This is a genomic window from Cuniculiplasma divulgatum (genome assembly GCF_900083515.1).
GTDB classification, from domain to species: domain Archaea; phylum Thermoplasmatota; class Thermoplasmata; order Thermoplasmatales; family Thermoplasmataceae; genus Cuniculiplasma; species Cuniculiplasma divulgatum.
Map to the genome: position 1 here is coordinate 528,107 of NZ_LT671858.1, position 23,283 is coordinate 551,389.

The 23,283-nt window shown below is 36.7% G+C and carries 22 protein-coding genes and 1 tRNA gene; 14 read left to right on the forward strand and 9 right to left on the reverse strand.

All coding sequences use genetic code 11. The features are described from left to right. Positions 1-7 precede the first annotated feature (7 nt). Positions 8-715, forward strand: coding sequence for an alpha/beta fold hydrolase (locus tag CSP5_RS02610; RefSeq protein WP_077075982.1), 708 nt, complete (start codon positions 8-10; stop codon positions 713-715). On the opposite strand, the gene CSP5_RS02615 is transcribed toward CSP5_RS02610, so the two are convergent. Genes CSP5_RS02615 through CSP5_RS02625 form a run of 3 tightly spaced genes read right to left on the reverse strand, consistent with a single transcriptional unit; the run spans position 686 to position 3,002 of the window. Next, positions 686-1,444 (reverse strand): carbon-nitrogen hydrolase family protein, encoded by a 759-nt coding sequence (locus tag CSP5_RS02615; RefSeq protein ID WP_172399379.1) that lies wholly within the window; start codon positions 1,442-1,444, stop codon positions 686-688. The two genes, CSP5_RS02610 and CSP5_RS02615, sit on opposite strands and share 30 nt — an antisense overlap. Continuing rightward, entirely contained in the window at positions 1,431-2,597 is a 1,167-nt protein-coding gene (coaBC, locus tag CSP5_RS02620) for a bifunctional phosphopantothenoylcysteine decarboxylase/phosphopantothenate--cysteine ligase CoaBC (protein ID WP_148689583.1), read from the reverse strand. The genes CSP5_RS02615 and coaBC overlap by 14 nt, the downstream gene beginning before the upstream one ends. Positions 2,598-2,603: 6 nt before the next feature. Beyond that, entirely contained in the window at positions 2,604-3,002 is a 399-nt protein-coding gene (locus CSP5_RS02625) for a PaaI family thioesterase (protein ID WP_148689584.1), read from the reverse strand. 438 nt (positions 3,003-3,440) lie between these two features. Here CSP5_RS02625 and CSP5_RS09940 point away from each other — a divergent pair, with 438 nt between their 5' ends. The 4 genes from CSP5_RS09940 to CSP5_RS02640 are packed head-to-tail and all read left to right on the forward strand — an operon-like array spanning position 3,441 to position 5,689. After that, positions 3,441-3,596 carry a hypothetical protein gene (locus CSP5_RS09940; protein ID WP_277868673.1) on the forward strand — a complete coding sequence of 52 codons (156 nt, stop codon included), beginning with the start codon at positions 3,441-3,443 and terminating at the stop codon, positions 3,594-3,596. Beyond that, positions 3,538-4,719 (forward strand): cytochrome ubiquinol oxidase subunit I, encoded by a 1,182-nt coding sequence (locus CSP5_RS02630; RefSeq protein WP_021789903.1) that lies wholly within the window; start codon positions 3,538-3,540, stop codon positions 4,717-4,719. Before CSP5_RS09940 ends, CSP5_RS02630 begins: the two co-directional genes overlap by 59 nt. Continuing rightward, complete coding sequence (locus tag CSP5_RS02635; RefSeq protein ID WP_148689585.1) at positions 4,716-5,096, forward strand: hypothetical protein; 381 nt, start codon at positions 4,716-4,718, stop codon at positions 5,094-5,096. Before CSP5_RS02630 ends, CSP5_RS02635 begins: the two co-directional genes overlap by 4 nt. A 5-nt stretch (positions 5,097-5,101) precedes the next feature. Beyond that, the gene (locus CSP5_RS02640; RefSeq protein WP_148689586.1) at positions 5,102-5,689 is read left to right on the forward strand and encodes a hypothetical protein; all 588 of its coding nucleotides are present in this window, start codon (positions 5,102-5,104) and stop codon (positions 5,687-5,689) included. A gap of 18 nt (positions 5,690-5,707) precedes the next feature. Here CSP5_RS02640 and CSP5_RS02645 read toward each other — a convergent pair whose 3' ends face one another. Further along, positions 5,708-6,952: an NAD(P)/FAD-dependent oxidoreductase gene (locus CSP5_RS02645; protein WP_077075986.1), complete on the reverse strand. Its 1,245-nt coding sequence runs from the start codon at positions 6,950-6,952 to the stop codon at positions 5,708-5,710. A gap of 222 nt (positions 6,953-7,174) precedes the next feature. On the opposite strand from CSP5_RS02645, the gene CSP5_RS02650 reads away from it, so the two are divergent. The 8 genes from CSP5_RS02650 to CSP5_RS02685 all read left to right on the forward strand — a co-directional run bounded on the left by CSP5_RS02650 (position 7,175) and on the right by CSP5_RS02685 (position 14,035). Then, the gene (locus CSP5_RS02650; protein ID WP_077075987.1) at positions 7,175-7,900 is read left to right on the forward strand and encodes a TrmB family transcriptional regulator; all 726 of its coding nucleotides are present in this window, start codon (positions 7,175-7,177) and stop codon (positions 7,898-7,900) included. Between the two features lie 3 nt (positions 7,901-7,903). Then, positions 7,904-8,755, forward strand: coding sequence for a deoxyribonuclease IV (locus CSP5_RS02655; protein ID WP_077075988.1), 852 nt, complete (start codon positions 7,904-7,906; stop codon positions 8,753-8,755). Between the two features lie 9 nt (positions 8,756-8,764). After that, positions 8,765-9,925 (forward strand): DUF1015 family protein, encoded by a 1,161-nt coding sequence (locus tag CSP5_RS10030; RefSeq protein ID WP_394329579.1) that lies wholly within the window; start codon positions 8,765-8,767, stop codon positions 9,923-9,925. Further along, a tRNA-Thr gene (locus CSP5_RS02665) sits at positions 9,888-9,960 on the forward strand. Before CSP5_RS10030 ends, CSP5_RS02665 begins: the two co-directional genes overlap by 38 nt. A gap of 1,069 nt (positions 9,961-11,029) precedes the next feature. Continuing rightward, the gene (locus CSP5_RS02670) at positions 11,030-11,245 is read left to right on the forward strand and encodes an antitoxin VapB family protein (RefSeq protein ID WP_077075989.1); all 216 of its coding nucleotides are present in this window, start codon (positions 11,030-11,032) and stop codon (positions 11,243-11,245) included. Continuing rightward, positions 11,242-11,643, forward strand: a complete 402-nt coding sequence (locus CSP5_RS02675; protein ID WP_021789894.1) for a type II toxin-antitoxin system VapC family toxin — start codon at positions 11,242-11,244, stop codon at positions 11,641-11,643. Before CSP5_RS02670 ends, CSP5_RS02675 begins: the two co-directional genes overlap by 4 nt. 519 nt (positions 11,644-12,162) lie before the next feature. Then, positions 12,163-12,471, forward strand: coding sequence for a 4Fe-4S binding protein (locus CSP5_RS02680; protein WP_021789893.1), 309 nt, complete (start codon positions 12,163-12,165; stop codon positions 12,469-12,471). 805 nt (positions 12,472-13,276) lie between these two features. Beyond that, positions 13,277-14,035, forward strand: coding sequence for a sulfite exporter TauE/SafE family protein (locus tag CSP5_RS02685; protein WP_021789892.1), 759 nt, complete (start codon positions 13,277-13,279; stop codon positions 14,033-14,035). Between the two features lie 145 nt (positions 14,036-14,180). Here CSP5_RS02685 and CSP5_RS02690 read toward each other — a convergent pair whose 3' ends face one another. The 5 genes from CSP5_RS02690 to CSP5_RS02710 all read right to left on the reverse strand — a co-directional run bounded on the left by CSP5_RS02690 (position 14,181) and on the right by CSP5_RS02710 (position 22,308). Continuing rightward, the gene (locus CSP5_RS02690) at positions 14,181-17,177 is read right to left on the reverse strand and encodes an alpha-mannosidase (RefSeq protein WP_148689587.1); all 2,997 of its coding nucleotides are present in this window, start codon (positions 17,175-17,177) and stop codon (positions 14,181-14,183) included. Positions 17,178-17,297: 120 nt separating this feature from the next. Beyond that, positions 17,298-18,251, reverse strand: coding sequence for an L-histidine N(alpha)-methyltransferase (egtD, locus tag CSP5_RS02695; RefSeq protein WP_021789890.1), 954 nt, complete (start codon positions 18,249-18,251; stop codon positions 17,298-17,300). Further along, positions 18,248-19,498 carry an ergothioneine biosynthesis protein EgtB gene (egtB, locus tag CSP5_RS02700; RefSeq protein WP_145983917.1) on the reverse strand — a complete coding sequence of 417 codons (1,251 nt, stop codon included), beginning with the start codon at positions 19,496-19,498 and terminating at the stop codon, positions 18,248-18,250. Before egtB ends, egtD begins: the two co-directional genes overlap by 4 nt. Before the next feature lie 244 nt (positions 19,499-19,742). Further along, the gene (locus tag CSP5_RS02705; protein ID WP_021789888.1) at positions 19,743-21,086 is read right to left on the reverse strand and encodes a lyase family protein; all 1,344 of its coding nucleotides are present in this window, start codon (positions 21,084-21,086) and stop codon (positions 19,743-19,745) included. Positions 21,087-21,090: 4 nt separating this feature from the next. Then, entirely contained in the window at positions 21,091-22,308 is a 1,218-nt protein-coding gene (locus tag CSP5_RS02710; protein WP_021789887.1) for an argininosuccinate synthase, read from the reverse strand. A 115-nt stretch (positions 22,309-22,423) separates the two neighbouring features. On the opposite strand from CSP5_RS02710, the gene CSP5_RS02715 reads away from it, so the two are divergent. Beyond that, the gene (locus CSP5_RS02715; protein ID WP_021789886.1) at positions 22,424-23,020 is read left to right on the forward strand and encodes a hypothetical protein; all 597 of its coding nucleotides are present in this window, start codon (positions 22,424-22,426) and stop codon (positions 23,018-23,020) included. Positions 23,021-23,283 lie beyond the last annotated feature (263 nt).

Here is a 23,283-nt window from a genome sequence, read left to right on the forward strand (position 1 = left end):
TTTTAATATGTACAGACATACCCTGCAAACTTCCCATGGAAAGGTTTCTTTCCTTTTCAGGGAGGGCGAAAAATACATCATACTTTTACATGGCCTTGGAGGTCTTGGCAACAACTTTATGAAAATATCATCCTGTATTCCCGAATCATATGGCGTTATTCTACCTGATCTCCTTGGACATGGGCAATCGGCTAAACCTCATGATATTAAAGTTTCAGATCAGGCCGAAATGATCCATGAACTCATAGACGGTCTGGATGTCAGTGAGTTCTTTATGGGAGGAAACTCATATGGTGGCTGGGTTGCCCTTTTTTACGAAATCAAGTATGGAGATTCTCAGGGACTGATCCTGATTGATAATGCAGGAATAAACCCCACAGTTGGTGATCAGGGTCAGGAAAGCGTGGAAAAATTTATGCTTCGGCTTGAAAGGGTAAGTCCTAAAAACGACATGGAAATAATGAGGGAAATAGTAGAAAATAATACTGGAAGCCAATGTAAGGTAAATGAAGAAATGCTAAAAACGATCAAAAAGAGAACACTTATTTTATGGGGAGAAAAAGATCAAATGATCCCTGTTGAGTATGGAATACAAATGAACCATAACATGCAGGGTTCAAAACTGGAAATCATCAAGGATGGCACACACACCCCTCATGTATCATCAAGTGAAAATGTATGTCGGTCAATAATTAATTTTCTTGACGGGGAATGAATAGATACCCGGATCTTCTTCGTGTCTTTGAGTGAATTTATCATTTATATTTCCAGTGCTGAAGGAAACACTTTTCCTTCTTTCCTTCCCAAAATTTGTTTTTTTAATTCTTACACCGTCATCTTCTACATAGGTCTGGACAAATACGGAATCCCCGTTGAACTGTTCCGTAAGGGAATTAAGTGATAAAACTGCAATCCTGTTCTCCAGTGCCCTTGTAACCATATACTGGTGCCATTCCTCATGAAAATCTCTGCGAATCAGTGATGGGTTGAAGATTATTCTAACACCATTTAGTGAACTTATCTTTGAGAAGAATGGAAAATCAAGATCATAACAAACTGGCACTGAAAATGTTAAATCTTCTCCTGAGAATACCTTTATAACCCTTCCTGGAGTAATCCTCGATTTTTCCCTGTTAAATGGTACTATTTTGTCCTGATATCCAACCATCCTGCCTTTGTGATAAACATACGACCTGTTGTATAAGCTTTCTCTTTCTCTCACAATCAACGAACCTGCTATTAAGGTTACTCTCCTTGAAATTTCCCTAAAAGTTTCAAAAAGGTCAGAATCCCTCTGTTCATCCACAGGATCAATTATAAATCTCTCTGGGAAGACAACAATGGAGTTTTTTATAAATTCACCAGATATATCAATGGATCCTTCAATAAACTGTTCCTTCTTCATTATTTCTAACTGATATCCGGTAATATCAACGTTCTTCAATGATTCCATCACCTATCTTAATTAGTATTGAAGCCAGTTCTTCCTTTTCCATCTCCTTCTCCATCAACTTTTTTTCTCCATCATAAATGATATATTTGTTCCTGCTTATGCCAAAGGGCCTTTCCTGAACAAGATTCACCACTGTTACCTGATCTGAATCTTCAGGTACATAATTTCTGTCTGTTAGCTTGAATCTGATTATAGGAATGTTAAGATTGAATTTTTTCATGACTCCTTCCATTTTATCTACAAGTTTCTCTCTAGGTTTCATAACCAGATTTACAGATTTTTCACTTCTTATCTTTTTTTCACTCTTTTCTACAGTAAAGTCTGAAAGTGCGGCAGGTATTGCTATGAGATCTATTTTTTGATCTCTTATAGATTCTTCAACTATTCTGTAATAGTCATCTGTCTGTTCACATTTTATAAATTCACAATAATAGGGAATCCTGTGTTCAGAATTCCCCACATAAATGATCCTGCCATAACCATCACGATATGCCTCTCTGGCAATGCATACACCAGTATAACCGGAACTCCTGTTTGTCAGGGATCTAACAGGATCAATTGAAACCTCACTTTTGCCAGAAATGATCAAAATGGTTCTACTGTTGTTACCTCTTCTAACTATTGTATCTATAATCTCTTCAGACCACATTATCTTTGCTTTGCCATCTTCTACTCTGGGGGAAACAAAATCCACTCCAAAGCCCTTAAGCCTGACAATATTTTCCTGAAGAATAGGGCTCTCATACATTTCCATGTGCATTGCCGGTACGATCACGGTTCTTATCCCGGTGCCAAGAGCGTTTGCGAATATTGTGCTTGCAGTATCGTCAGCAATTCCTCCCGCGAATTTACCGATCATATTGTACGTGGAAGGGCACACAAGAAGAATGGTATTTGATCTATCCCCATCGAAAAGACTAATATGCTCCATATTGCCTGTTAAGTTAGTTATTATAGGTTCTTCTGAGGCCCACTCCATGGTTTCTTTTCCAATGATCTGTGTTGCACTATCAGTTAATACGACCCTTATTCTTGCACCACTCCTTTTCAGGTCCCTCACAATGTCCGGGGTTCTGTAAGCAGAAATACTACCACTAACAATCATTACTATATTCTTACCACTCAAAAGTTCGTTGATTTCCATTAAATATCACCTTGATATGGCCCATATTCCGTGTGCAGTTGCCACTGTATTATCACTCTGATCATCAATGCTCATTTCTATAAAGGCATGTCTACCACCTTCTCTATTAACCCTGGATGTTATGATGCAGTAATCTCCGGTGAGTGGTGTGAGAAATGTAATGTTAAGAGAGAGCGTGAATGCATTGAAGACACCTGGAATGGTGAATACTGAAAGAGCGCCAGAAATATCGAATAATCCTGCAATTATACCTCCGTTAACAACATCACCCATCCTCATAAATCGATCTTCAAGAATGATTTTTAGTTTTACCTCTCCATTTTTCTCTGAGAGAATCTCAATTTTGAAATTTTTCATGAAATTATCAGATTCTATAAGCGTTCTGAGTCTTGATTCAGGAGACATATTCAGTCAAATACTTGAGAATATTTATACTATCGCAGCAAATTTTTTTTAATGATTAGCGTTTTCCCAGAATATGAAAATGGATTCGTTCTCATAAAAAATATTCTCATGGAAAGTTAGACATTGTCCAGTAACAAGCAACATAAAGCACGATGGAAGTGATTTTAAATGACTGTAAAAAAATCAAAGAATGAGAAATCCAGATTGCACTTGATATTCCCACATCATTTCATATTTTTAGGGGACTTAATATCAATAATTTGCTTGTTTTGCCTTAAAAGTTATGTAATTCAAAAATATTTTATCTTTTATATAATATAATTTCACAACAGAGAATTTAAGTATGTTTCAGTGCTATTATTTTTTATGAGCTTCATAGTGAATTTCGACCGTTTTCTTATGGGATTTACTCTGGCCTCTCATATACTTATTGTTACAATGAGTATAGGACTGAGTATTATTGTATCACTGGCAGAGTATATTGGAATAAGGAGGAAAGATCCATACTACGAAGCACTGGCAAGGAGGTTGACAATTGCACTTGTTGTCTTTTTTTGCCATAGGCACTGCCAGTGGAACTGTCCTTGCCGTTGAACTTTTTGCACTATGGCCAAGCTTTATGGTTGTGGTGGGAAAGGTAGATATTTTGCCTTTCTATTATGAAGTTTTTGCATTCCTTCTAGAATCTATCTGTCTTGTTCTTTACTTCTACTACTGGGACTTTTATAAGAACAGATATAAACACTGGGTTCTTTCTTTGATGGTTGCTGTAGGAACAGTTATGTCAGCTGTTTTTATAACCATGATAAACGCATGGATGAATACACCTGCTGGTTTTAATATACCGTACTATCTCAAGACCGGCATCTTAACTGATATCAACCCACTTGCAGCAATTGCTGCCCCTTCAGTGCTATATGAAGATCTTCATGTTGTTACTGCCACAGTAACTGCTGGTGTCTTCCTAATAGGCACATATCTTGCATACAGTTTCCTGAAGGCAAAAAGTGAGGACCTAAAAATCTTTTACAGAAAGGGACTGAAACTCGTTGCGTCCGTTGGACTTATTTCAATAGCGTTAGCCGGAATAAGTGGTAGTCTTGCAGCCTCACAGCTAATAGTGTTACAGCCATTAAAATATGCTGCAATTGAACTTGATCTTCACAGTACAACCAGCGGTGCAGAAACGCTTGGTGGGATTTTAGTATCGGGACGAATACTATACGCCATTACCATACCAAAGCTGCAAAGTCTGCTTGCTTTTCCGCAGACTCTTGGAAAGGGTACACTTCCCGGACTGGACCAGTATCCACAGAGTTTATGGCCACCACTTTTTATTCATTTAACATTCGATACAATGGTAGGTGGAGGATTTCTGGTGGGTCTCTTTGCCCTGTATCTAGTATGGAGATTATTAAGAAAAAGATCAATCACAACTAAAATTGGTTTATACGGGATGATAGTATCAGGATTACTTCTAATTCTGGTGTACGACAGCGGATGGGTCACAGACGAGGTTGGAAGGCAGCCATGGATCATATACAATGTTATGACTGTTCAGTCCGCTGCAAATACGTCCTCGTCAATAATTCCACTTGGCATAGCCATAATGATTTTCTATTTCATAGTCGTGCCATTTAGTTTCTATTTTGCAAGCAGGGTCCTAAGGCACGAATCCGTTCAATCTGAAATTGAAAGAGCGAGAGGGTTGAAATGACAGGATCAGTTAACGTTGAAGTAATAGTAAATATACTAGTATTTTCAATCTTTTTTACAAGTGCATCCACTGAACTAATGGCAGCATCCGCTATTCTTTTTAAATATAAAGAGAGCCAGACAAAGGTTTTTGGGTTCCTTTTACCAATCTGGGAGATAACAGGAACCCTCTTTGTTTTCTATGTGGTGAATCTTGAAGGTCTTGTACCTGACGTTCTTCCTCTCCTTGCATTTTCTTTCATTTCTTATATACTGATATTTCTCATACTTTATGTGCTTCGCAACTCTATAATCATATTCGCAGAAATGATCTGGAAAAACAGAGTTATAAACAAAAAACACTCTATTCAATTTATGCACTTGTCACCTTTGTACTAGGGGCAATGATACTCCTGATTTATGCAAGCTTTATTGGAGGACATGGAATAAACTATACTGCAAGAACATTCAATCTGCTGAATTTTATAACATTCCTGCCAGATGATGGATTCATAATCGGTATTGCAATATTGCTCTTTGGAATGGCATCCATTTTTTATGACCTGAAGGTAAATCGCTTTTTACCACTGCTTGTTATTGTTGTGGGTCTGATAATTTCAGGTGTCGCACTTCGTGGTCTTGGTGATTACAGCAACAGTACTCTTCCCGTCGTATCACTTATCCTGTTCCTGCTAATACCAATTCTCTGGATCTTAAAACCAACGAGGAAGTATATAACAAACAAATTGGTATTTCAGGGAATTTTTGCCATATCCATATTCATTGTGGCATTTTCTCAATATCCTTACCTTCTGGGTAGAACTCTAAATATTACGACAATACTGAACAACACAGCGATGCAGACAGAAATGTTCTATGCAACCATAGTAGGTGGAATTATTTTGTTCGTACTGACGTTCTTCTTTTACGATATATATTTCGAGAAGGGGAAGCAAAAGGAAATGGATCAACAGAAAAATGCTGGAAGTTGATATTATTAATCTATAACATCAGTTGAGAAATTTCAACATTTTTTCCATAGTGGACTGGAGAAGTTCTGGTGGCAGTTTCCCGTGGGTATAATAAGAATAAGAATCAAATCCCCATTTCATAAGATGTGCCAGTGGTCCATTAACGGTTTTATCCACATGACCACCAAAGAGAGTATTGGAAAGTATAAGAGTAGCCTCAACTCCCCCTCTATTCATTATACAGAATATTTCTGGCTTAAACTCAATGATTTCACCATTTCCATTTATTTCTTTCATTAGAGAAGATACTGCTACATCTGCCTGAAGCACTGCTATATGTCCAAGTTTTGGCATTGAGAGGGTATTGCAGTCACCAACCACGAAAATATTATGATGTTGAGGGTGTCGCATTTCCAGGTCAGTTTTGATAAATCCATATTCATCACCAAGACCTGAATTCTTTATCACTTCTGGTCCTGTATATGGTGGGATTACAAGGGTAAGATCGCTGGGAAGCTGTGTGCCATCCTCAAAAATAACTGACTTTCCCTCTATACTTTTCAGCACTTTCTCTGTGATTACCTTGATTTCCTTCTTTGAAATCACAGATCCAACTTTTTCATGAATTCGAGGACCAACATCATCGAAAAACACCTTTCCAGGAGTAAAAACTGTTATGGTGGTAATTTCTCTCAGATCTCTTTCTCTGAGGAAAAAATCAAGCATGAACATTATCTCTCCAATTGGTCCTTCGCATGGTGCATCCAGTTTTATCTCAGTTGATTTTTCATCCCAGTTAGTCTTAGATGCTCCAATGACCACATTCCCCCCCTTAAAATTGTTAATTGCATCCCACATTTTTGGTGCATGTTCATCATCACAAACTGAGTATGCATGTTCCTCAAAACCTGAAATAGCCTCGTAATCCTTTACAGCTCCAGTTGCAATTACGAGATAGTCGTAATTTATAAGATTTCCATTTAAGAGCTTCACCTCGTTTTTCTCAGCAAATATCTGTTCCACTCTGGAGTTAATAAATTCTATATTATTTTTTTTAGCGATCTTACCAATTGGAATCTGAGTGTGAGCCACTGGCTTACCTGCAAGTGCAACTTCAACAAGAGACGGCTTTTCCAGACTCGTGGTTCTCATATCTATTAAAGTAATTTCGAATTTTTTACCAATCTCTTTTTTCACATCATATAAAAATCTCAATCCACCAAATCCTGCACCAATTATCACAATTCTTTTCTTTTTATCATTATTATGCTGGTATTGTTCCATGTTTATATGAAATCTTTCATAACACTAATACTTGTTGAAATATAATTTAGAATGTGAATTGATTCGGGAGCAATTGAAATGATTCCAAATCATGGCTGTAATCTAATGTTTTACCTAAAACAAAACAAGTCTCATGTATTCTTTCAATTTACTTGATAAAATTATCCAATATAAGATGATAATAATTGGAAAACAATAATAAGACATAAGGCATATTTAGGTATGGATGCTATCTCCTCACGACTTGAAAAGGTTGCTGAAATGCTGAAGATGTTTGGTCTTTCATCCTACGAGGCACAGGCTTTTTCTGCACTGATATATCACGGGGTTGCCAATGCTGATGTGATTGCAGATACCGCAAAGATACCCAGAACATCAGCATATAAGGTTATGGAATCTCTAGTGGAAAAGGGATATGCCAAAGAAACAGAGGGAAGACCCAAGATGTTTAAGCCAGAGACACTTGAAGATATAAGAAAGAGAATAGAAACTAGGGTGCAGGACCTGTTTTCAGAGATGAGGCAGATTGAGGACAATGTGCCTTCCAAGGGGGATCCACAGCTGGTTTACACAATTTACGGAAGATCAAAAGTTATGAGCAAAATAGCAGAACTGATCAACCTTGCTGACAAGGAACTGTATATCTGTACACCAATGGTGAAAGAAATAAGGATGGAGATGAAGAAGAACATAGAAAATGCAATGAGGAGAAATGTCAAGGTGATCTTTGTTACACCACCCAATAAAAGAGTTCCGCAGAACGCTCAGATATTTAGAAAGGAGGGTTTAATTGCAACAGACGTTGTTGCAGACAGATCAAGGGCACTTCTTGCAGGCCCCGATCTTAATGCATGTGGCTATACAGATAATCCAGCACTTGCGCTGCATGTATTCCAGTTTGTTCAGATGATAATTGATAGCAGCGATTTTAACGCAAAGGAAGAGTGAAAAATGAAAATTACAGATGTTAATAATATAGGTGGCCATCTATCAACCTCAAAGGGAATAGATGCAACCCCAGAAAGAGCACGTGAATTTGGTTTTAAAAGTTATCAAGTTTTTACCAAGAGTCAGATGCAGTGGAAGGCAAAACCACTTGATGAGGAAACTGTAAAGAAGTTCAAGAAAGAGAAAATGGAAAACGGAAACCCTACTGTAATGGTTCACGCATCATACCTTCTAAACACAGCCAGCAGTGATGAGTCTCTTAGGGAGAAGGTAAGGGAAGCCTTCAGAACAGAAATAGAAAGAGCTGATAAGCTTGGAATGGAGCTTTTAACATTTCACCCAGGATCATTCAAGGATGCAACACTAGAGATAGGAATAGCCAACGTTTCTAATATGTTAAATGATGTTATAACTCCAGATCAGAGTGTCAAGGTACTGATTGAAAATAGCGCCGGTCAGGGAAACAGTGTTGGCAAAACATTTGAAGACATCGCAAAAATAATTGATAAGGTAGAAGAGAAAGACAAAGTTGGTATTACGCTGGACACCTGTCACACATGGGCATCTGGATATAATTTTGCGGAAGAGACTGGCTATGGTCAGATGATCGATGAAATTAAGAGAACAGTAGGCCTAGAAAGAATAAACGGATTTCATCTTAACGACAGCAAAAAAGGACTCGGGGAACACACTGACCGGCACGAAATGATAGGAAAGGGTACCGTTGGAGTGAATGGATTCAGATTTTTAATGAAGGATAGAAATTTCCAAAAGGTACCAATGATCTTTGAAACTCCACTGGGTGAAGACGGATATATGAGTGATATCGAAGCTTTAAATCAATTGCTGAAATAAGGGAGAACATTGATTCTCGAAACATTTGTACCAACAATTTATAAGAACGGGTTAGGAAGGGTTACTTCTCCTCCCTTTGATATGATCACTAAGGCTACAGAGAAGGAGCTGAAGAAAAACCCATATAACATAGTCAATCTAAAGGACTGCAAGGACCCGGAAGAGGCAAGAAAACTATTCAATAAATGGCTGGAAGAAGGTGTTCTCAGTAAAAATAACAGTCAGGGGTTCGTAGTGTTGAAGCAGGTCTTTATGGAAGGGGGAGTTCAAAGGGAAAGATATGGAGTAATTGGCATCATAAATTTACTGGAGCCGGAAAACTGCCTTATACCTCATGAAAACATAATTACAAAACTAGTCAATCAAAGAGAGAAACTCATAGAAAGAATGGAATATCAAACAGAACCTGTATTTGTTGTAAGTGAGCAAACAAATCTGAATTCAACCCTCAGATCTATAATGTCAGAGCAAAAATGTGAGAGAGTCTATGAAGAGCCAGAAGGGGTTTTCAACAGCATTTGCATTCTTTCAGATCCTGTTAAAATTGGTAAAATACAGGAAGTTCTAAAGGGGGATATAGGAATTATTGCCGACGGTCACCACAGGACAAAGGCAATGCTATCTCTTTCAAAAAAATATGGGGAAGATGTCCAGTTTTTTAATCATCTATTCGTTTTTGTTACTTCCCTCAGATCGGAGAGCATATTTATTGCTCAGGTTCACAGAATAGTGGATTATAACGAAGATATAATGAAGAGAATTCGTGAAAAATTTATTCCTGAAAAAACAGGAGAAAGTTTGGATTTAAAATATCCTGTTATAATTCATGGAGAATCAAAATATTTACTCAAGCCAAAGACCGAAATGAAATACTGTGACTATCTGGATGCTATAGATAATTCCATTAAAAGAGGTTCCAGCAGGGCTGGAATAAAATATACTTATATCAGTGAAGAGGCAGAGAATGATATAAGAAATGATCCAAATAAAATGGCATTCATGATGCCACCCTGGGATAAGGAGGGATTTGTGCAAACACTGAAAAGAGGGTATGTATTGCCTGCAAAATCAACATATTTTTACCCGAAAATTCCATCAGGGATTGCATTCTACGGTCTGGATGCACAGGAATGCCGCTGTGGCTTAGTTGGTAGAGCAGCTGATTCGTAATCAGCAGGTCGGGGGTTCAAATCCCTCCAGCGGCTTAGTTCAAAATAGGCAAATCGGCCCATAAACTTAATAAATGTTTTTTGAAGGTTTTACACACGTTTATAGTTTCCGATGGCAACACGAATTCACCATCCTCTATTATTACGTATTATTATAGAGATTACCACATGGACTTCAAACTTTCATTTAAGGTGATTCCTAAGTTGTTTCACGTTACCAAGGTGTGATTACAAGTCCTACCAATATTCATTCTGGACTCAGGAATCGTGAGACAATCTGGTCATATGGTTCCTCAAAGGAGTCCAACAGTAGCTTATATCCCTTTCTCTTCATCTCCTCCGATGCTTTTTTAATGTCCTCTACTTCAAACTCTAGCCACACTTGGGGTTTAGGTATATCTAACGACCAAATTTTAGTTCCGAAGCAATCCTCCGCCGAAAGAGAGAGCGGCCAAATAGCAAACCCTTTTGAGCCCTCGACATTTTGGGCATGCATATATCCTCTACCATATTCATTAAATTTGATCTCCAAATCCTCTGCATAGAGTTTTCTAGTTGAAGACAGGTCATCTGGAATTGGTCAGAATCCAGTTATGAATAATACTTTCATTGGATAAACTAAACCTCTAGCTATAATAAATGTATACACATTTTCATGCTTGTTGATTGATGATTCCCGAACTTCCTTCTGCCTCTTGGTAATCCCCCCAAGAACTCCCTTCCGTTCTGCATTATTACCTTTCTCAGCTTATGCTACTCCAGCAGCATCTTCTACAGAGTATTTATTCCATAGTCCGGATGATCTTATTTGTGTCAGGATTATTCATCAGATAGATATTGAAATGAGGTTCACGAACATCTCCCTTTCCAGTGCATCCATGCCTTGAACCCTTACTGGTTCCTATCCTGTAAATGTCTTGGATGACATGAAGAGCTTCTCTACAGTACCTCTTATCCTCAAATGGAATTTGAAATCGTTTAAGGACATTTCAAACTAAGGGGGCACTTTATGCTATTTACAGAGGCAATTGAAATCAATGTCGATTCCAATCAGGAAAAAAGCAACAAAAATTTTTAATACACAGATATGTATGTATATCTACATATGTCCACCAAAAACATTGCACTCAGAGATGACGTATACAAAAAATTGAAAGAGGTAAAAGGGCCAAACGAGAGCTTTAGTGATGCAATAGAAGAGTTGTTGAAAAGGAAAGGAAGTCTCTTACCTCTTTGGAGTTCATTATCTGAATCAGAGGCCATTGACCTGATTGAGACAGACTTAAAGGCAATTAGAAATGGAGCTAAGATTAGAGCATGATTCTTTTTGACACTTCAGCCATAATAGATTTCTTAAAAGGTGGAGTGAAAACCAAGTCTATAGTGGAGGAAATAGAGAGTAATCGGGAGAGCGTATATACTACAGTAATTTCTCAATATGAACTATTTACCCCAGTTTTTCACAAGGGAATGAAAGTTGAGGAGAGGAATATTAGGAGTTTTCTCAGACGATCTATTGTATTTCCACTTGATCAGAATTCTGCCGAAGAGGCATCTCGCATAATGGGAAGACTATTTAAACTTGGTCTTCCAATTAATGCACTTGATACTCTGATAGCTGGCATTGCGATCGAAACGGGAACAGATAGAATAGTTACACTTGATCGAGATTTTATACAGATTGCAAAGGTAACTGACCTTGACATGATAATCATATAAAACTTCAGATGGAGTAACTTGATACATTGCCACTAAATCCTGAACCTGAAACTTTAAGGAAATAGAAAGTTTCCAGATAAATCAATTTCTCCTCTCTAAAGACGCATATGTTTGTAATTATTAATCAGCAGGTCTGAGGTTAAAATCCATCCGATGGCTCTTTTCTTACTTTCCGAAGTTTCATACATTCAACAAAGGTCCATTTACAATGAAATTAATTGTATAATCTAAACTAAAACAATATATCCCGAAAAAAAGGTTGAAGCAGATTACGAATAGTTAGACCTTAAAAAGAGGTTCCACCAGAAGCTATCTGAAGTATGCATGAAAACAGAAAACGGATGAAATAAAAAAACGTTTGAAAAATTCATATTAGTCTTTAAAATACCTTTAGCTAGCACTAACACACTGGATAGTTGTTAACGAAGTCATTTTCTCAAGGCAATCAGCATTGCTTGCTGGTAGAAGAATAAAGCCGGAGTTTATATATTCTCTAGTTATGGACGAAGGGTAAAGCAGATGAGTGGTGATGGAGTTCAAAAGAAAGGCACCTATTGTAAATCCGATGCTTCAGGCGTTATTCCCAGGGTGGACCCGGCAAAATGTGAAGCGAAGGGTGAATGTGTAAAAGTCTGCCCATATGAGGTTTTTGAAATCAGACCCAGAACATCCAGTGAAATTTCAGGTCTGAATTTTCTCGGACGCATAAAAGCAAGGGCTCACGGAAACAGGATTGCCGGCACTCCTGGTCTGGACAGATGTCACTCTTGCAGCGATTGCGTTACGGCATGCCCTGAGAAAGCAATAAGATTGGAGCCGAGAAACTGATGGCATCCCGCGGAGCCATCTTTACATGAACCGGATACCAACAGGAAAGGCAACAGCTGATCCATGCATATGACGAATCACATTGGGAAATCCTCGAAATGACCGTCCCGTTATGAATGAAGCCTGGATAAACAATATCATCCAGAATAAGAAATGGCAGCTTCATTCTTTATTGACTTCCCTGTCTGAGTTTCTAGATAATATCTGTCTGCTCTCTATGGATTTTTTGCTAAATTCAAATATCATTTTCTGGATTACTATCTGGAAACTCTTTCATACTGTTATTCCCGAAAGGTATGAGAGTATGATCCTCAGGAAGAAGCCAGATGTGCCATCGTAACAATTCGGCAGGTAAATCCTCACCACGAAGGCCATGGTTTAGACAAAAATTCAGTTTCAATAATACAGGGAGAGCTTATAAACGAAATTGATGGCGATCTAGGCAAATGGACAAGTTCTGTCCAGGTTTTTCCTTATTTGGTCAAGGAGAATTCCAAAAATGATTTGGATACTAGTGGAATCAATGAAATGGATCGTTATGATTAAATTCTAAGATGAGGATTCTAATCTTTACATCATAAGGGAGATTCTTCTTCCTTTCCTCGCACATATAATAATATCTAACTTTAAGTCTATAAATCCTGGTTCAATATATTGGGAGACACTTCTGGTGATATATTTTTGGTTATTTTCATCTATAAGATTATACTTTTTATTATCCCCATCAAAAAAAGTAATATTCTTTTTAAGCATACCATACAGAATTTCATAATAAATAAAGAAAAAATTTGATGATCTGAATATAATGATTGAAAGTTTTGGAGTATTCTCTTTGATAGGTATAATTACCGGAGTTCTAACCGGAATTACAGGCTCAAGTGGTGTAATTGTTGTTGTTCCCGCAATGACTTTTCTGGGATATAGTTTCCATATTGCAGTTGGCACTAGTCTTCTAGTAGATGTGATAACAACTTCATCCGTTGTTTATGTGTATTCCAGAGGAAAGAGAATTGACTGGAGGATAGGATTAATTCTTGGTGGTGGAGCCCTTATAGGTGCTCAAATAGGTGCACACGTAGCAATTTTCATAAGTGACAGACCACTTGAAATAGTATTCACAATAATGGCATTATTGATGGCAGCGCAATCCTTTAGAAGGGCAAAGAAAGGTCTTTCTCTGACCAGAAAGCAGATTTCTCATCCATATCTGGCAGGATTGGTAATCAGTATACCAATAGGAATACTAGCCGGCACTCTGGGAACAAGTGGAGGAATTATGTTCATCGCAGTAATGATGATTCTCTATTCCATGGATCCAAAAACTATGGTGGGTACTGCAACATTAGCCATGTTTGTATCTGCCATAAGCGGATCCACAGGTTATTTCCTTCTCAATAGTATTGACATTTTTGGAGGTATACTAATTGGAGCTATCTCCCTCATTTCTGGGTTTTATTTTGCCAAACAGGCACTCAAGATGAAGGATAGCACCATATACTATTTTCTTGGAATAGTTTTTATCGGTGTTTCTTTACTTGAAATCATAACTATACTAAGGGTATAGACAGGTGTGACTCTTTCTTATGAAAATTAATATTATCCCTGATAATGACGATAGAAATGTTTAAGCAATAACGACTTGCAAAGTATAAAAAAATAAAAAGGGGCTGTTTTTGACACTTTATTTCAGGTAATGTTTCTTAATGGAATTATTTTTCAAAATTTAATATTATATTCCTGATCTGATACTTTCCATATTCTATGGAATCATTCACTTTTCCTCTTTTATCTTCCAGCATATTAGATTCTTCAAGACCAAATTTATGTTTACTTGAAATGTCCAGTTTTCCTCCATTTTCAAGTGCATATGACCTCAACAGTACACCCTTTCCATTCTCGGTCTCCTTTATGTTCTCAATTATTATATCATCCTCTGTTACTTTTAGTAACTGATCATTATATTTCATATTGGTTTCGCCTGCATGATCAATGACTATGGGTGGATGGAAAACAAAGTTCAGTTCTCTGTAAACCTTTTTGTAGTCCTTCTCAGGAAGAATGAAAAATGTAACTTCTGTCTCTTTACCATCTGAAAATGGATTCGGGTACAGTGGTGCTTTCAGGAGACTAATGCCCAGTGTATCATTTACGAAACTGTAACCATGTAGCTCCCTTGCTACGATAGAAAAACCCTTTGATTGATCAGACCAGTTGACAAATCTTAGGGCAGGGAACTCAAACTTTGCCTTATTTTTATCATCAGAGAAATCTCTTTCAACCATCCCAAAGGGAATTTCACACTTCAGTGTTTTGCTTTTAATTTTTGAATTTATGAAGAATTTTACCAGTTTTTCTCTGTTCCTTAGATTTATTCTATTTCTTACCTCAATAAAACTATTGTTAGGGTTCATTATGAACCTCTGCTCAATAATTGAATCATCCTCATAATGTATTTTTACAGATACTATTGTGTTAACGCCATCCTGCTTGAAATCCATACTCTTTGTCTTTTCGCTTAATAAATTTCCTGGGTTTAGAGTATCAAGATCTATATTCCAGGCATCAAATCTACCTGGCACATCCTCCAGCAATGCCAGATGACCACTAAAAATGATTCCTAAATCTCTTTCCACTGTTATATTACAGTTATCATCAACAATGAAGCTGTAATATTTTCCCTTTATGAAAACAGAATTCTTATCATTCTTAATTTCGAAGTCATTCTGGGAATTACTATTTACACTCAATGGCTTATCATTCAAATTTAGAGTAAAACTTGGAACTGATAAACTGACGTTTTGGCTTGATTCTTCCTTTCCAGATTTTTCTGATATGTAAATTGTGTTTCTTCTTAGGTCTATAGAAGAATTAATGTTATACTGACTTGTGTTAACAATCATGTTTCCAAATGGAATTTTCATCTCTTTACAGTAAGCCTTTATGCTTTCATTGATAAATGATTCTGTATTTCTTATGGCCCTATCCAGATCGGAAAAAGCCTCATCGTATGCATAATAATTAGCAGAACCAGGTAAAACATCATGAAATTGGGCAGTGAGTAATGTCTCCCATTCTTCTGATAGATCGTTATGTTGATGGCTTATATTATGAGAGTTTAGAACTGATTTTATAAAATCGCAGGCAATAAGTCTGTCTTCTAGCAGTGCAACTCTTCTCTTTATTCCATAATTTGTAGTATAAACACCCCTGTGGGTTTCAACATAAAGCTCACCATTTACTTCAGGTGCATTTTTGGAATTATTCATAACATCTTTCAGAAACTCTTCCTGCTTAAATTCTGGTTTAGCATTTTTGGCTACCTCGGGAAGGAAATCAAGTAGTTCCAGCATCTCGGAATTTGGTCCGCCTCCACCATCTCCATATCCGAACTGGTATACATATGGATCATCAAAATTATTTACATTGCTTAAAACCCTGTTGATTTCATCAAATTGCATATTACCGTTGTAGGTTGAGTTTACAAGAATAGTTGGTATGACTGTACCATCTATTCCACACCAATTAAAGAAAGTATGAGGGAAAACATTTGTGTCGTTCCATCTCAGTTTATGAGTAATGAAACTTTCAATCCCGGATTGTCTCATAATTTGTGGCAACTGGCCACTGAAACCAAATGTATCCGGAAGCCATCCTATTTTTGCATCAGAATTAAAATTTGCTTTGAAATAGTTTTGACCGTAAAGGAATTGTCTTGCAAGTGACTCACCTATAAGCAGATTCGTATCAGATTCTACCCACATACCTCCAACAGGCAACCATTTTCCCTCCCCTGCTAACTCCTTTATCCTGCTGAAGAGCTTAGAGTTTTTTTCTTTTGCCCATTTATAGAAAAGTGCTGAGCTTTGCGCAAAAACGAACTTATATCCATCATCAAACAGTCTTGTTACGTTTAAAAAGGACCTTTCAGTTTTCTTTTTTGTCTCACTGTATGGCCAGAGCCAGGCAGCGTCTATGTGACAGTGACCCATTGGGTAGATATTATGTTGTATCTTAATTCCACTGTTATGAAGTATTTCTTCTAATGGACTAATACTAAAATTTCCGTAAGGTAGGTCAGCAAGTTTTCCATCGTTTACTGGCACAGAATAAAAGTCTACTAGTTCTTCATAACTTCCTTCGTTTTTGTGATCTATAATATCTGAAACGGTTAACTGCATAATATTTGGTGTGGCTTTCACCTTATAAAGAGATTCTAAAAACCCAGATATCAAAGTTTCATCATCTCTCGCGAGAGCACTTTTGATTATAGATTCAATCCTCAATGCAGCAGAAAATTTCTTCCAATCCACAGTTGCAAAGATTATTCTGTTAATTCTGAAACTCCACATATTACTGCCAAATAGTGAAGTTGAAGTTGCAACGATTTCAATGCTTTTTGGAGCTTTATCAAATGAAATATACCTGTGACCAGGGTCTATTGTCTGGATCTTATTGCCATCAAACTTTGCTATTCCTATCCCGCTCATGTCAAGGGCAATGAGATATTTTTGACCTTCATTTAATGGTTGTAATTCTGGCTGCAATTTAATAGATATTTCTTCGTCTGGAGTGCTCTTTTTAGAAAATGGTAACATCTGATTTTCACCATTTATTTTTATCTGGTTGATCAAAATAACATAATTGAAACATATTGAAATAATATCCTGAACCCTTCGTAATGCCTTTCTCTTAATGTCAGGTTTCATATTTCAAAAGTTTGCCTCTATATATAGACTTTCTGAGAATATTCAATTTGTTGTACAATTAAATATCTGATCTTAATAGTTAAGCAAAAAGAGAATTAGAACGGATAAAGTCATCAACTCTTAAATTCCAATTAAAAACAGTGCAAAGTAGTTGTTATTATCTTTCCAAATTTTTCTTACTTTCAGATGATTTTTAACTGCAAGACTTGTAAACTCATCAATGTCATATTTATATGAATTCTCTGTGTGTATTCGCTCACCCTTTTTCAGTAATATCTTGTTTCCATCCAGATCAAGAATTATATCTCTTCCCGCTTCAATGTGCATTTCAATTCTTCCTTTCTTTTCATTGTAAAAAGCTACATGTTTGAAATCAGACTTATCAAGGTTTAATCTAAATTCCCTATTAATACGATCTATTAAATTTAAATTAAATTCCGCGGTTATAGATTCACTATCATTATATGCCTTCTCAAGAACCTGTTTATCCTTTTTTAGATCGACTCCTACTAATACCCCATCTTCAGGACCCAACATTTCAGTGCAAGTTTGAAGGAACCTTGAGGTAGTTTCAGGTTCGAAATTACCTATGCTTGATCCGAGAAAAATTGCAATGATATTTCCTTCCAGATCAAGAAAAGGTATTTTGAAAGGCTTGGTATAATCAACGCACATGGGAACTACATTCAGTGATGGATACATTGCTGCAATATTGTGTGATGAATACTGAAGAGCTGAAATGGATATGTCCATTGGAACATATGCCTTTATCTGTTTACAATGATTCAATATGATCTGGGTCTTCTTCGATCCTCCACTTCCGTATTCAAAGAGGGCACTTCCTTCCTTAAAGTATGTACATATTTCTCCAATGTTATCCTCAAGAATTTTTCTTTCTGTTCTTGTTGGGTAATATTCCTTAGTTTCAGTTATTTTTTCGAATAGCATTGAGCCTTTTTCATCATAAAAGAATTTTGGATTTATTTCCTTTGGATTCTTTTTCAGCCCTTCTATTATCTCTTTCTTAAATTCTCCTGTTTCAGGTTTCATGTCTATTATTTTTATTTCACTCACTCAACATCACCTGCAAGCCTCAATCCACTGAACATCCATCTTTTTTCCGGAGTAAAGAAGTTTCTGTATGTGTGTCTTATGTGTTCTCTGGGTGTTACACATGAACCGCCTCTAAGTACCATCTGCCCAGACATAAATTTGTGATTATATTCTCCAACTGAGCCCTCAAGTGGTTTGCTTCTTGGATAGGGTAAATAGGCACTTCTTGTCCATTCCCAAAGGTCTCCCATTGCCTGTGTTGCTGAATGTGAACATGGTGGCAGCGGTTTGAAGAAATTGTTTTCGATGAAATTTTCATTTTTTGTTATTGGCTCATTCATGAAGGCAACCTCCCACTCCTCTTCTGTAGGTAGTCTTTTGCCAGCCCATGTAGCATACGCGTCTGCCTCATAATAGCTTAAATGCGACACTGGATCCTCAGGATTTAGTTTTCCCTTTCCATCTAGGTTGAATTGACTATAGTAATCTCCTTCTTTTATCCAGTAAAGTGGGGATCTTATATTTTCTCTATTTATCCATGACCATCCATCTGATAGCCACAGTTTAGGATTTTCATAACAACCATCTCTCATAAACTCCAGGTATTCCTTGTTAGTCACAAGCCGATCTCCTATCTCAAAATCCTCTAAGTACACTTTGTGTCTTGGATATTCATTATCAAACTTAAACTCATTTCCTGAACTCCCAATTTCATATTCTCCGCCCTTAATCCTTTTGTATTTTAGGGGTCTCGAACTGTATTTGGGGAACTTACTTATTTTTGTATAAACAGGCAAAATGGGGTTATTGAAGAAATTGAATTTTATGTCCATCAGCATAAGCTCCTGATGTTGTTGCTCATGGTTTATTCCCAGTTCTATAAGAGAATGAATAGCTGGATTTTCGAGAATGGATTCATTTCTGAGAATATTATCATCTATGTATTTCCTGTATTTTAGTATTTCATCAACCCCGGGCCTTGACTGTGTCCCTCTTAAATTTTTTGGAAAGAAATTTCCCACAGTTTCATAGTAGGAATTAAAAAGATAGTCATACTTTTCATTAAATTTTTTATAACCCTTGACAAATGTTGAAAGTATGAATTTTTCAAAGAACCAGGTCGTGTGTGCCAGATGCCATCTAACAGGACTGGTATCGTTTCCTACCTGAACAAGCATATCTTCCACTGTTAATGGTTCTGTTAGCGAAACTGTTTTGTTTCTAACAGCAATGAATTTGTCCACTAATTTCATCTGATATTCAGTCATATTTACTAATCATTAACATTATTTTAATAGTTATGCAGTAGAACCAGATGCATTAGAGAGAAAATTTTTATTATGCTTACTGGTTACGCATCTCTGATTAAGATCGCATTATATCGAATTGAAGCAATCCCACTACTAATTATCATACTTAACCAAACGATAAGAAAATATCACATATAATTTATTAAAAGATAATATTTTTCTATAAGCCTGCTGTTTAAAAAAGATTTGCCCTTAAAATTTATTATTTTAATGAATCATTTGTTATTATGGCTTTTACCTCGTTTAACATTTCTTCTCTAGGTTTTCTCCAGGAATTAAGAAGCTCTATTCTTTTTTCTTTCGCCTTTAAAATATCCACATTACTTACAGATTCAAATTCATACGGTTGGTGAAATTCAAGAGGTATATTCTTCTTTATAATTTCCCCTACAGTAACATATGCATCTTTCCACGACTTTCCTGTTTGAAAGATTGAATATGCTTCAGCAGTTGCATTAATTGAATTTTCCATCGAATCAAAAGCCCTTTTTTCGTCCAGCGTGAACTTCATCATGAAGCCATGAAAGTGATTCAGAATTTTCTCACATAAGATTATAAATTTTATAGTTTTGTCCTTTGAAATCTGGAATTCTCTATGGTATCCCGTTCCCTTATTCATTAATATTGTAGCTGTAGAAACACAGTTTCCAATGGCTTCGGAAGCATAACCCTGAACAAGTTCAAGAAAGTCTGGATTCCTTTTATTTGGCATTAACGAACTTCCTGTGGAAAAGCCATCAGGGAGCGTTATGAAGGGGTTGGTGCCTCCACTGAAATTAATAAAGTCCTGTGAAATCTTAGATAAAAAAGTCATAAGCCTCAAAAGAAATATTGATATGTCTAAATCGTCAATTCCACGATAAAAACTTCCTGACATGGGGTTCTTTGCATTGGATCTGAAACCAAGGTTTTTAGCAACCTTACTAAAATTTATTGGTGAGAGTGAACCAAACCCAGAACCATAACCCAGAGGTGAAATAAGTGTAAATTTTTTAGAAATGTCTAGAGCATAAAGAGAGATGTCCAGAAATATCCTTGACAAATAATCAAAGTATGTTGAAATCATGACCGGCATTGCCTGACGATTGTGGGTATAACCAGGCATCACCCCATTGAAGTCCATCTTGCGCATCATCATGTTTTCAGAAAGACTGGTTAGATCATTCGAAATTCTCAAAAGATGATCAATATAGAATGACCGTATATCAATGTGGCTTTGCTCGTTTCTTGATAGGAAAATTCTAAGGTTTTTGTATGCTTTACCTCCATTCCCCTTTATATACTCTTCCACGAATCCATGTATATCTTCAACCATAGGATCTATGGTTATTTCCTTGCCAAGTAGATGCCAAAGCCCTGATAGTATAATGTCACTTTCATCCTTAGAAATGATTGATTCTTTTCTTAATTGCAATTGATAGGCAAGTAGTGATATTACTTCATAATCGAGAAGCAGGGAATCTATCTGTACATCTTCGGCTGTCATGATATCTGAAAGATCTTCTCCCCCCTCCTCAGATGCCCCTCCATTCCATATTTTTGCCATGCTCTTACCCTTCAATTACTATTTTATCTAACTGTTTTTTCCTCACTTTACTTGTTGTAATTGTCTGGCTTCCGAACACATAAATAAACCCTGGAGCCTTGCTTTGGTCAAAGGTCTGGTTCTTACCATATGTAGACATAAACACATCATAAAGTGAATTAGAGCTTTCAACGCCCATAGGTATAACGTTTCCCTTGTATAACTTAAGTTTAACCGTTCCGTTTACAAGTAAATTTATGCTCTGCTGAAACTTTTTTATATGTTCCATTGCAGGATCAAACCAGAGTCCACTGTATACCATTTCTGCAAACTGCTGATCCATGACCCTTTTTAACTGACTTTCCCTCTTGTTCAAAACCAGAGACTCTAAATATTTATGCCCATTTATTATTGTTACAGCAGCAGGACATTCGTAGAACTCGTGGCTTTTTATGCCCACAACCCTATCCTCTATTAAGTCAATGGCCCCAACTCCGTTCTGGCCCGCTTTATAATTTAGTTCAGTAATCAGATCAGCAAGTAACATTGCTTTACCGTTTAGCTTGACAGGCAATCCATTATTGAATGTAATGGATATAACATCCGCCTTTTCAGCAGATTTTTCGATTGGTAGAACCCATCTGTAGGCATCCTCTGGAACCCCTTCATTTATTAATTCTATGTTTGAACCCTCCACTGATCTACCCCACAGGTTCTCATCTACAGAGTATTTACCTCCATATGGTATCTCTATATTTCTCATCCTGGCATATTCTATTTCTTCATCCCTGTTCATGTTCATTTCTCTCACTGGCGCTATAACTGATAGATTTTCATTTAAGGCCTTTATAGAAACTTCAAATCTTACCTGATCATTGCCTTTACCCGTTGACCCATGAACAACTGTAGTGCATTCGTTTTGTTCCGCAAATTTCACTGCTTCCATCGACATAAGAGGCCTGGCAAGGCTCGTCGATAGAGGGTATTTATCCTGATAAAGTCCATCATTCATAATTCCCTGGGCAACGAAGTCGTAGGAAAACTTTTCCGTCACATCTTCTGTAATAGTCTTTACGGCACCAAGATCCTTTGCCTTTATTGCTATTCGCTCTAGATCATTTTTTTCCTGTCCAACATCTAGGGTTAGGGTTACAACATCAAAATTAAGTTGTTCCTGTAGCCACTTTATCATGACAGAAGTGTCCAAACCACCAGAATATAATAAAAGAGCTTTCTCCTTCATAAGTGATAATTTCCCATTAGAATATTAAATTAGTTAAAAGCTATATCATTTTTTATGTTATGTTTGACTTAAAACCATAAACAATATTAAAATATACATTATTAATGTCGATTCAATGAAGAAAGATACAAAAGAGAAGGTTACCGTTGAAAGTAGAATTTCCAGATTTCTCACGGAAAATCCTGATTATATGCTTTCACTAAGATCTGATGTGGTTAATGTGAGTAAACTGGCAATGCTTATACTGAAAGAAAACGCTGATCTAAATCCAATATCTGTAAGGGCAGCACTAAACAGATTTAAGCGCAAAGGAAATGGTGAAACTGGAAAAATTAAGGCAGACGATCTACTGAAGAAAAGTAAAATCTCATTGCAGGACAAGATTTGCGTGGTTACGTCAAAAACCCCTTTAACGATGAAATATATATCTGCAACGTATCTGCAGGATAATATCGTATATATAGTGGATGAAATGAAAACCAAAATACCAGAAGCGTCTCAAAATATTATAATTGAGGCAGATGTCAGCATGATTCATATACTCTCATCAAAAGAGATAGAGAGGACACATGGCTTTGTAATGCGAATAACAAACAAACTCTTTGCTAGAGGTGTCAATATTTTGCAACTAATTTCATGTTCCAATGAAACAATAATAATCCTAAATAAGAAAGACTCCACACTAGCTTACGAAATATTGACGATGGCATAAATGTATACAGCTTGAAGATGAACGCAAATTTTTATTCAACTATCCTTTTTTTGCCTGAAACTTGAGAAACAATGGGTATATAATGACATCTGAGAGTGAGAAAATCATCCCAATTCATGGAAAATAGGATATCATCGAAAGGTACGACCATCAAACTTTTTCATGACTATTGAAAATGAAATCCTGCACTACTGTCATATAAAAACTATTTTGCAGACATTTAATACAGTCTTGTCACACTATATACTTCATATCTGGAACAC

Excerpts from the sequence above, each read along its gene's own strand:
- CSP5_RS02610 (WP_077075982.1), top strand. The coding sequence starts at position 8 with ATGTACAGACATACCCTGCAAACTTCCCATGGAAAGGTTTCTTTCCTT.
- coaBC (WP_148689583.1), bottom strand. The coding sequence starts at position 2,597 with ATGGAAATCAACGAACTTTTGAGTGGTAAGAATATAGTAATGATTGTT.
- CSP5_RS02625 (WP_148689584.1), bottom strand. The coding sequence starts at position 3,002 with ATGTCTCCTGAATCAAGACTCAGAACGCTTATAGAATCTGATAATTTC.
- CSP5_RS09940 (WP_277868673.1), top strand. The coding sequence starts at position 3,441 with ATGAGTATAGGACTGAGTATTATTGTATCACTGGCAGAGTATATTGGA.
- CSP5_RS02635 (WP_148689585.1), top strand. The coding sequence starts at position 4,716 with ATGACAGGATCAGTTAACGTTGAAGTAATAGTAAATATACTAGTATTT.
- CSP5_RS02640 (WP_148689586.1), top strand. The coding sequence starts at position 5,102 with ATGATACTCCTGATTTATGCAAGCTTTATTGGAGGACATGGAATAAAC.
- CSP5_RS02645 (WP_077075986.1), bottom strand. The coding sequence starts at position 6,952 with ATGGAACAATACCAGCATAATAATGATAAAAAGAAAAGAATTGTGATA.
- CSP5_RS02650 (WP_077075987.1), top strand. The coding sequence starts at position 7,175 with ATGGATGCTATCTCCTCACGACTTGAAAAGGTTGCTGAAATGCTGAAG.
- CSP5_RS02655 (WP_077075988.1), top strand. The coding sequence starts at position 7,904 with ATGAAAATTACAGATGTTAATAATATAGGTGGCCATCTATCAACCTCA.
- CSP5_RS02670 (WP_077075989.1), top strand. The coding sequence starts at position 11,030 with ATGTCCACCAAAAACATTGCACTCAGAGATGACGTATACAAAAAATTG.
- CSP5_RS02675 (WP_021789894.1), top strand. The coding sequence starts at position 11,242 with ATGATTCTTTTTGACACTTCAGCCATAATAGATTTCTTAAAAGGTGGA.
- CSP5_RS02680 (WP_021789893.1), top strand. The coding sequence starts at position 12,163 with ATGAGTGGTGATGGAGTTCAAAAGAAAGGCACCTATTGTAAATCCGAT.
- CSP5_RS02685 (WP_021789892.1), top strand. The coding sequence starts at position 13,277 with ATGATTGAAAGTTTTGGAGTATTCTCTTTGATAGGTATAATTACCGGA.
- CSP5_RS02690 (WP_148689587.1), bottom strand. The coding sequence starts at position 17,177 with ATGAAACCTGACATTAAGAGAAAGGCATTACGAAGGGTTCAGGATATT.
- egtB (WP_145983917.1), bottom strand. The coding sequence starts at position 19,498 with ATGACTGAATATCAGATGAAATTAGTGGACAAATTCATTGCTGTTAGA.
- CSP5_RS02705 (WP_021789888.1), bottom strand. The coding sequence starts at position 21,086 with ATGGCAAAAATATGGAATGGAGGGGCATCTGAGGAGGGGGGAGAAGAT.
- CSP5_RS02710 (WP_021789887.1), bottom strand. The coding sequence starts at position 22,308 with ATGAAGGAGAAAGCTCTTTTATTATATTCTGGTGGTTTGGACACTTCT.
- CSP5_RS02715 (WP_021789886.1), top strand. The coding sequence starts at position 22,424 with ATGAAGAAAGATACAAAAGAGAAGGTTACCGTTGAAAGTAGAATTTCC.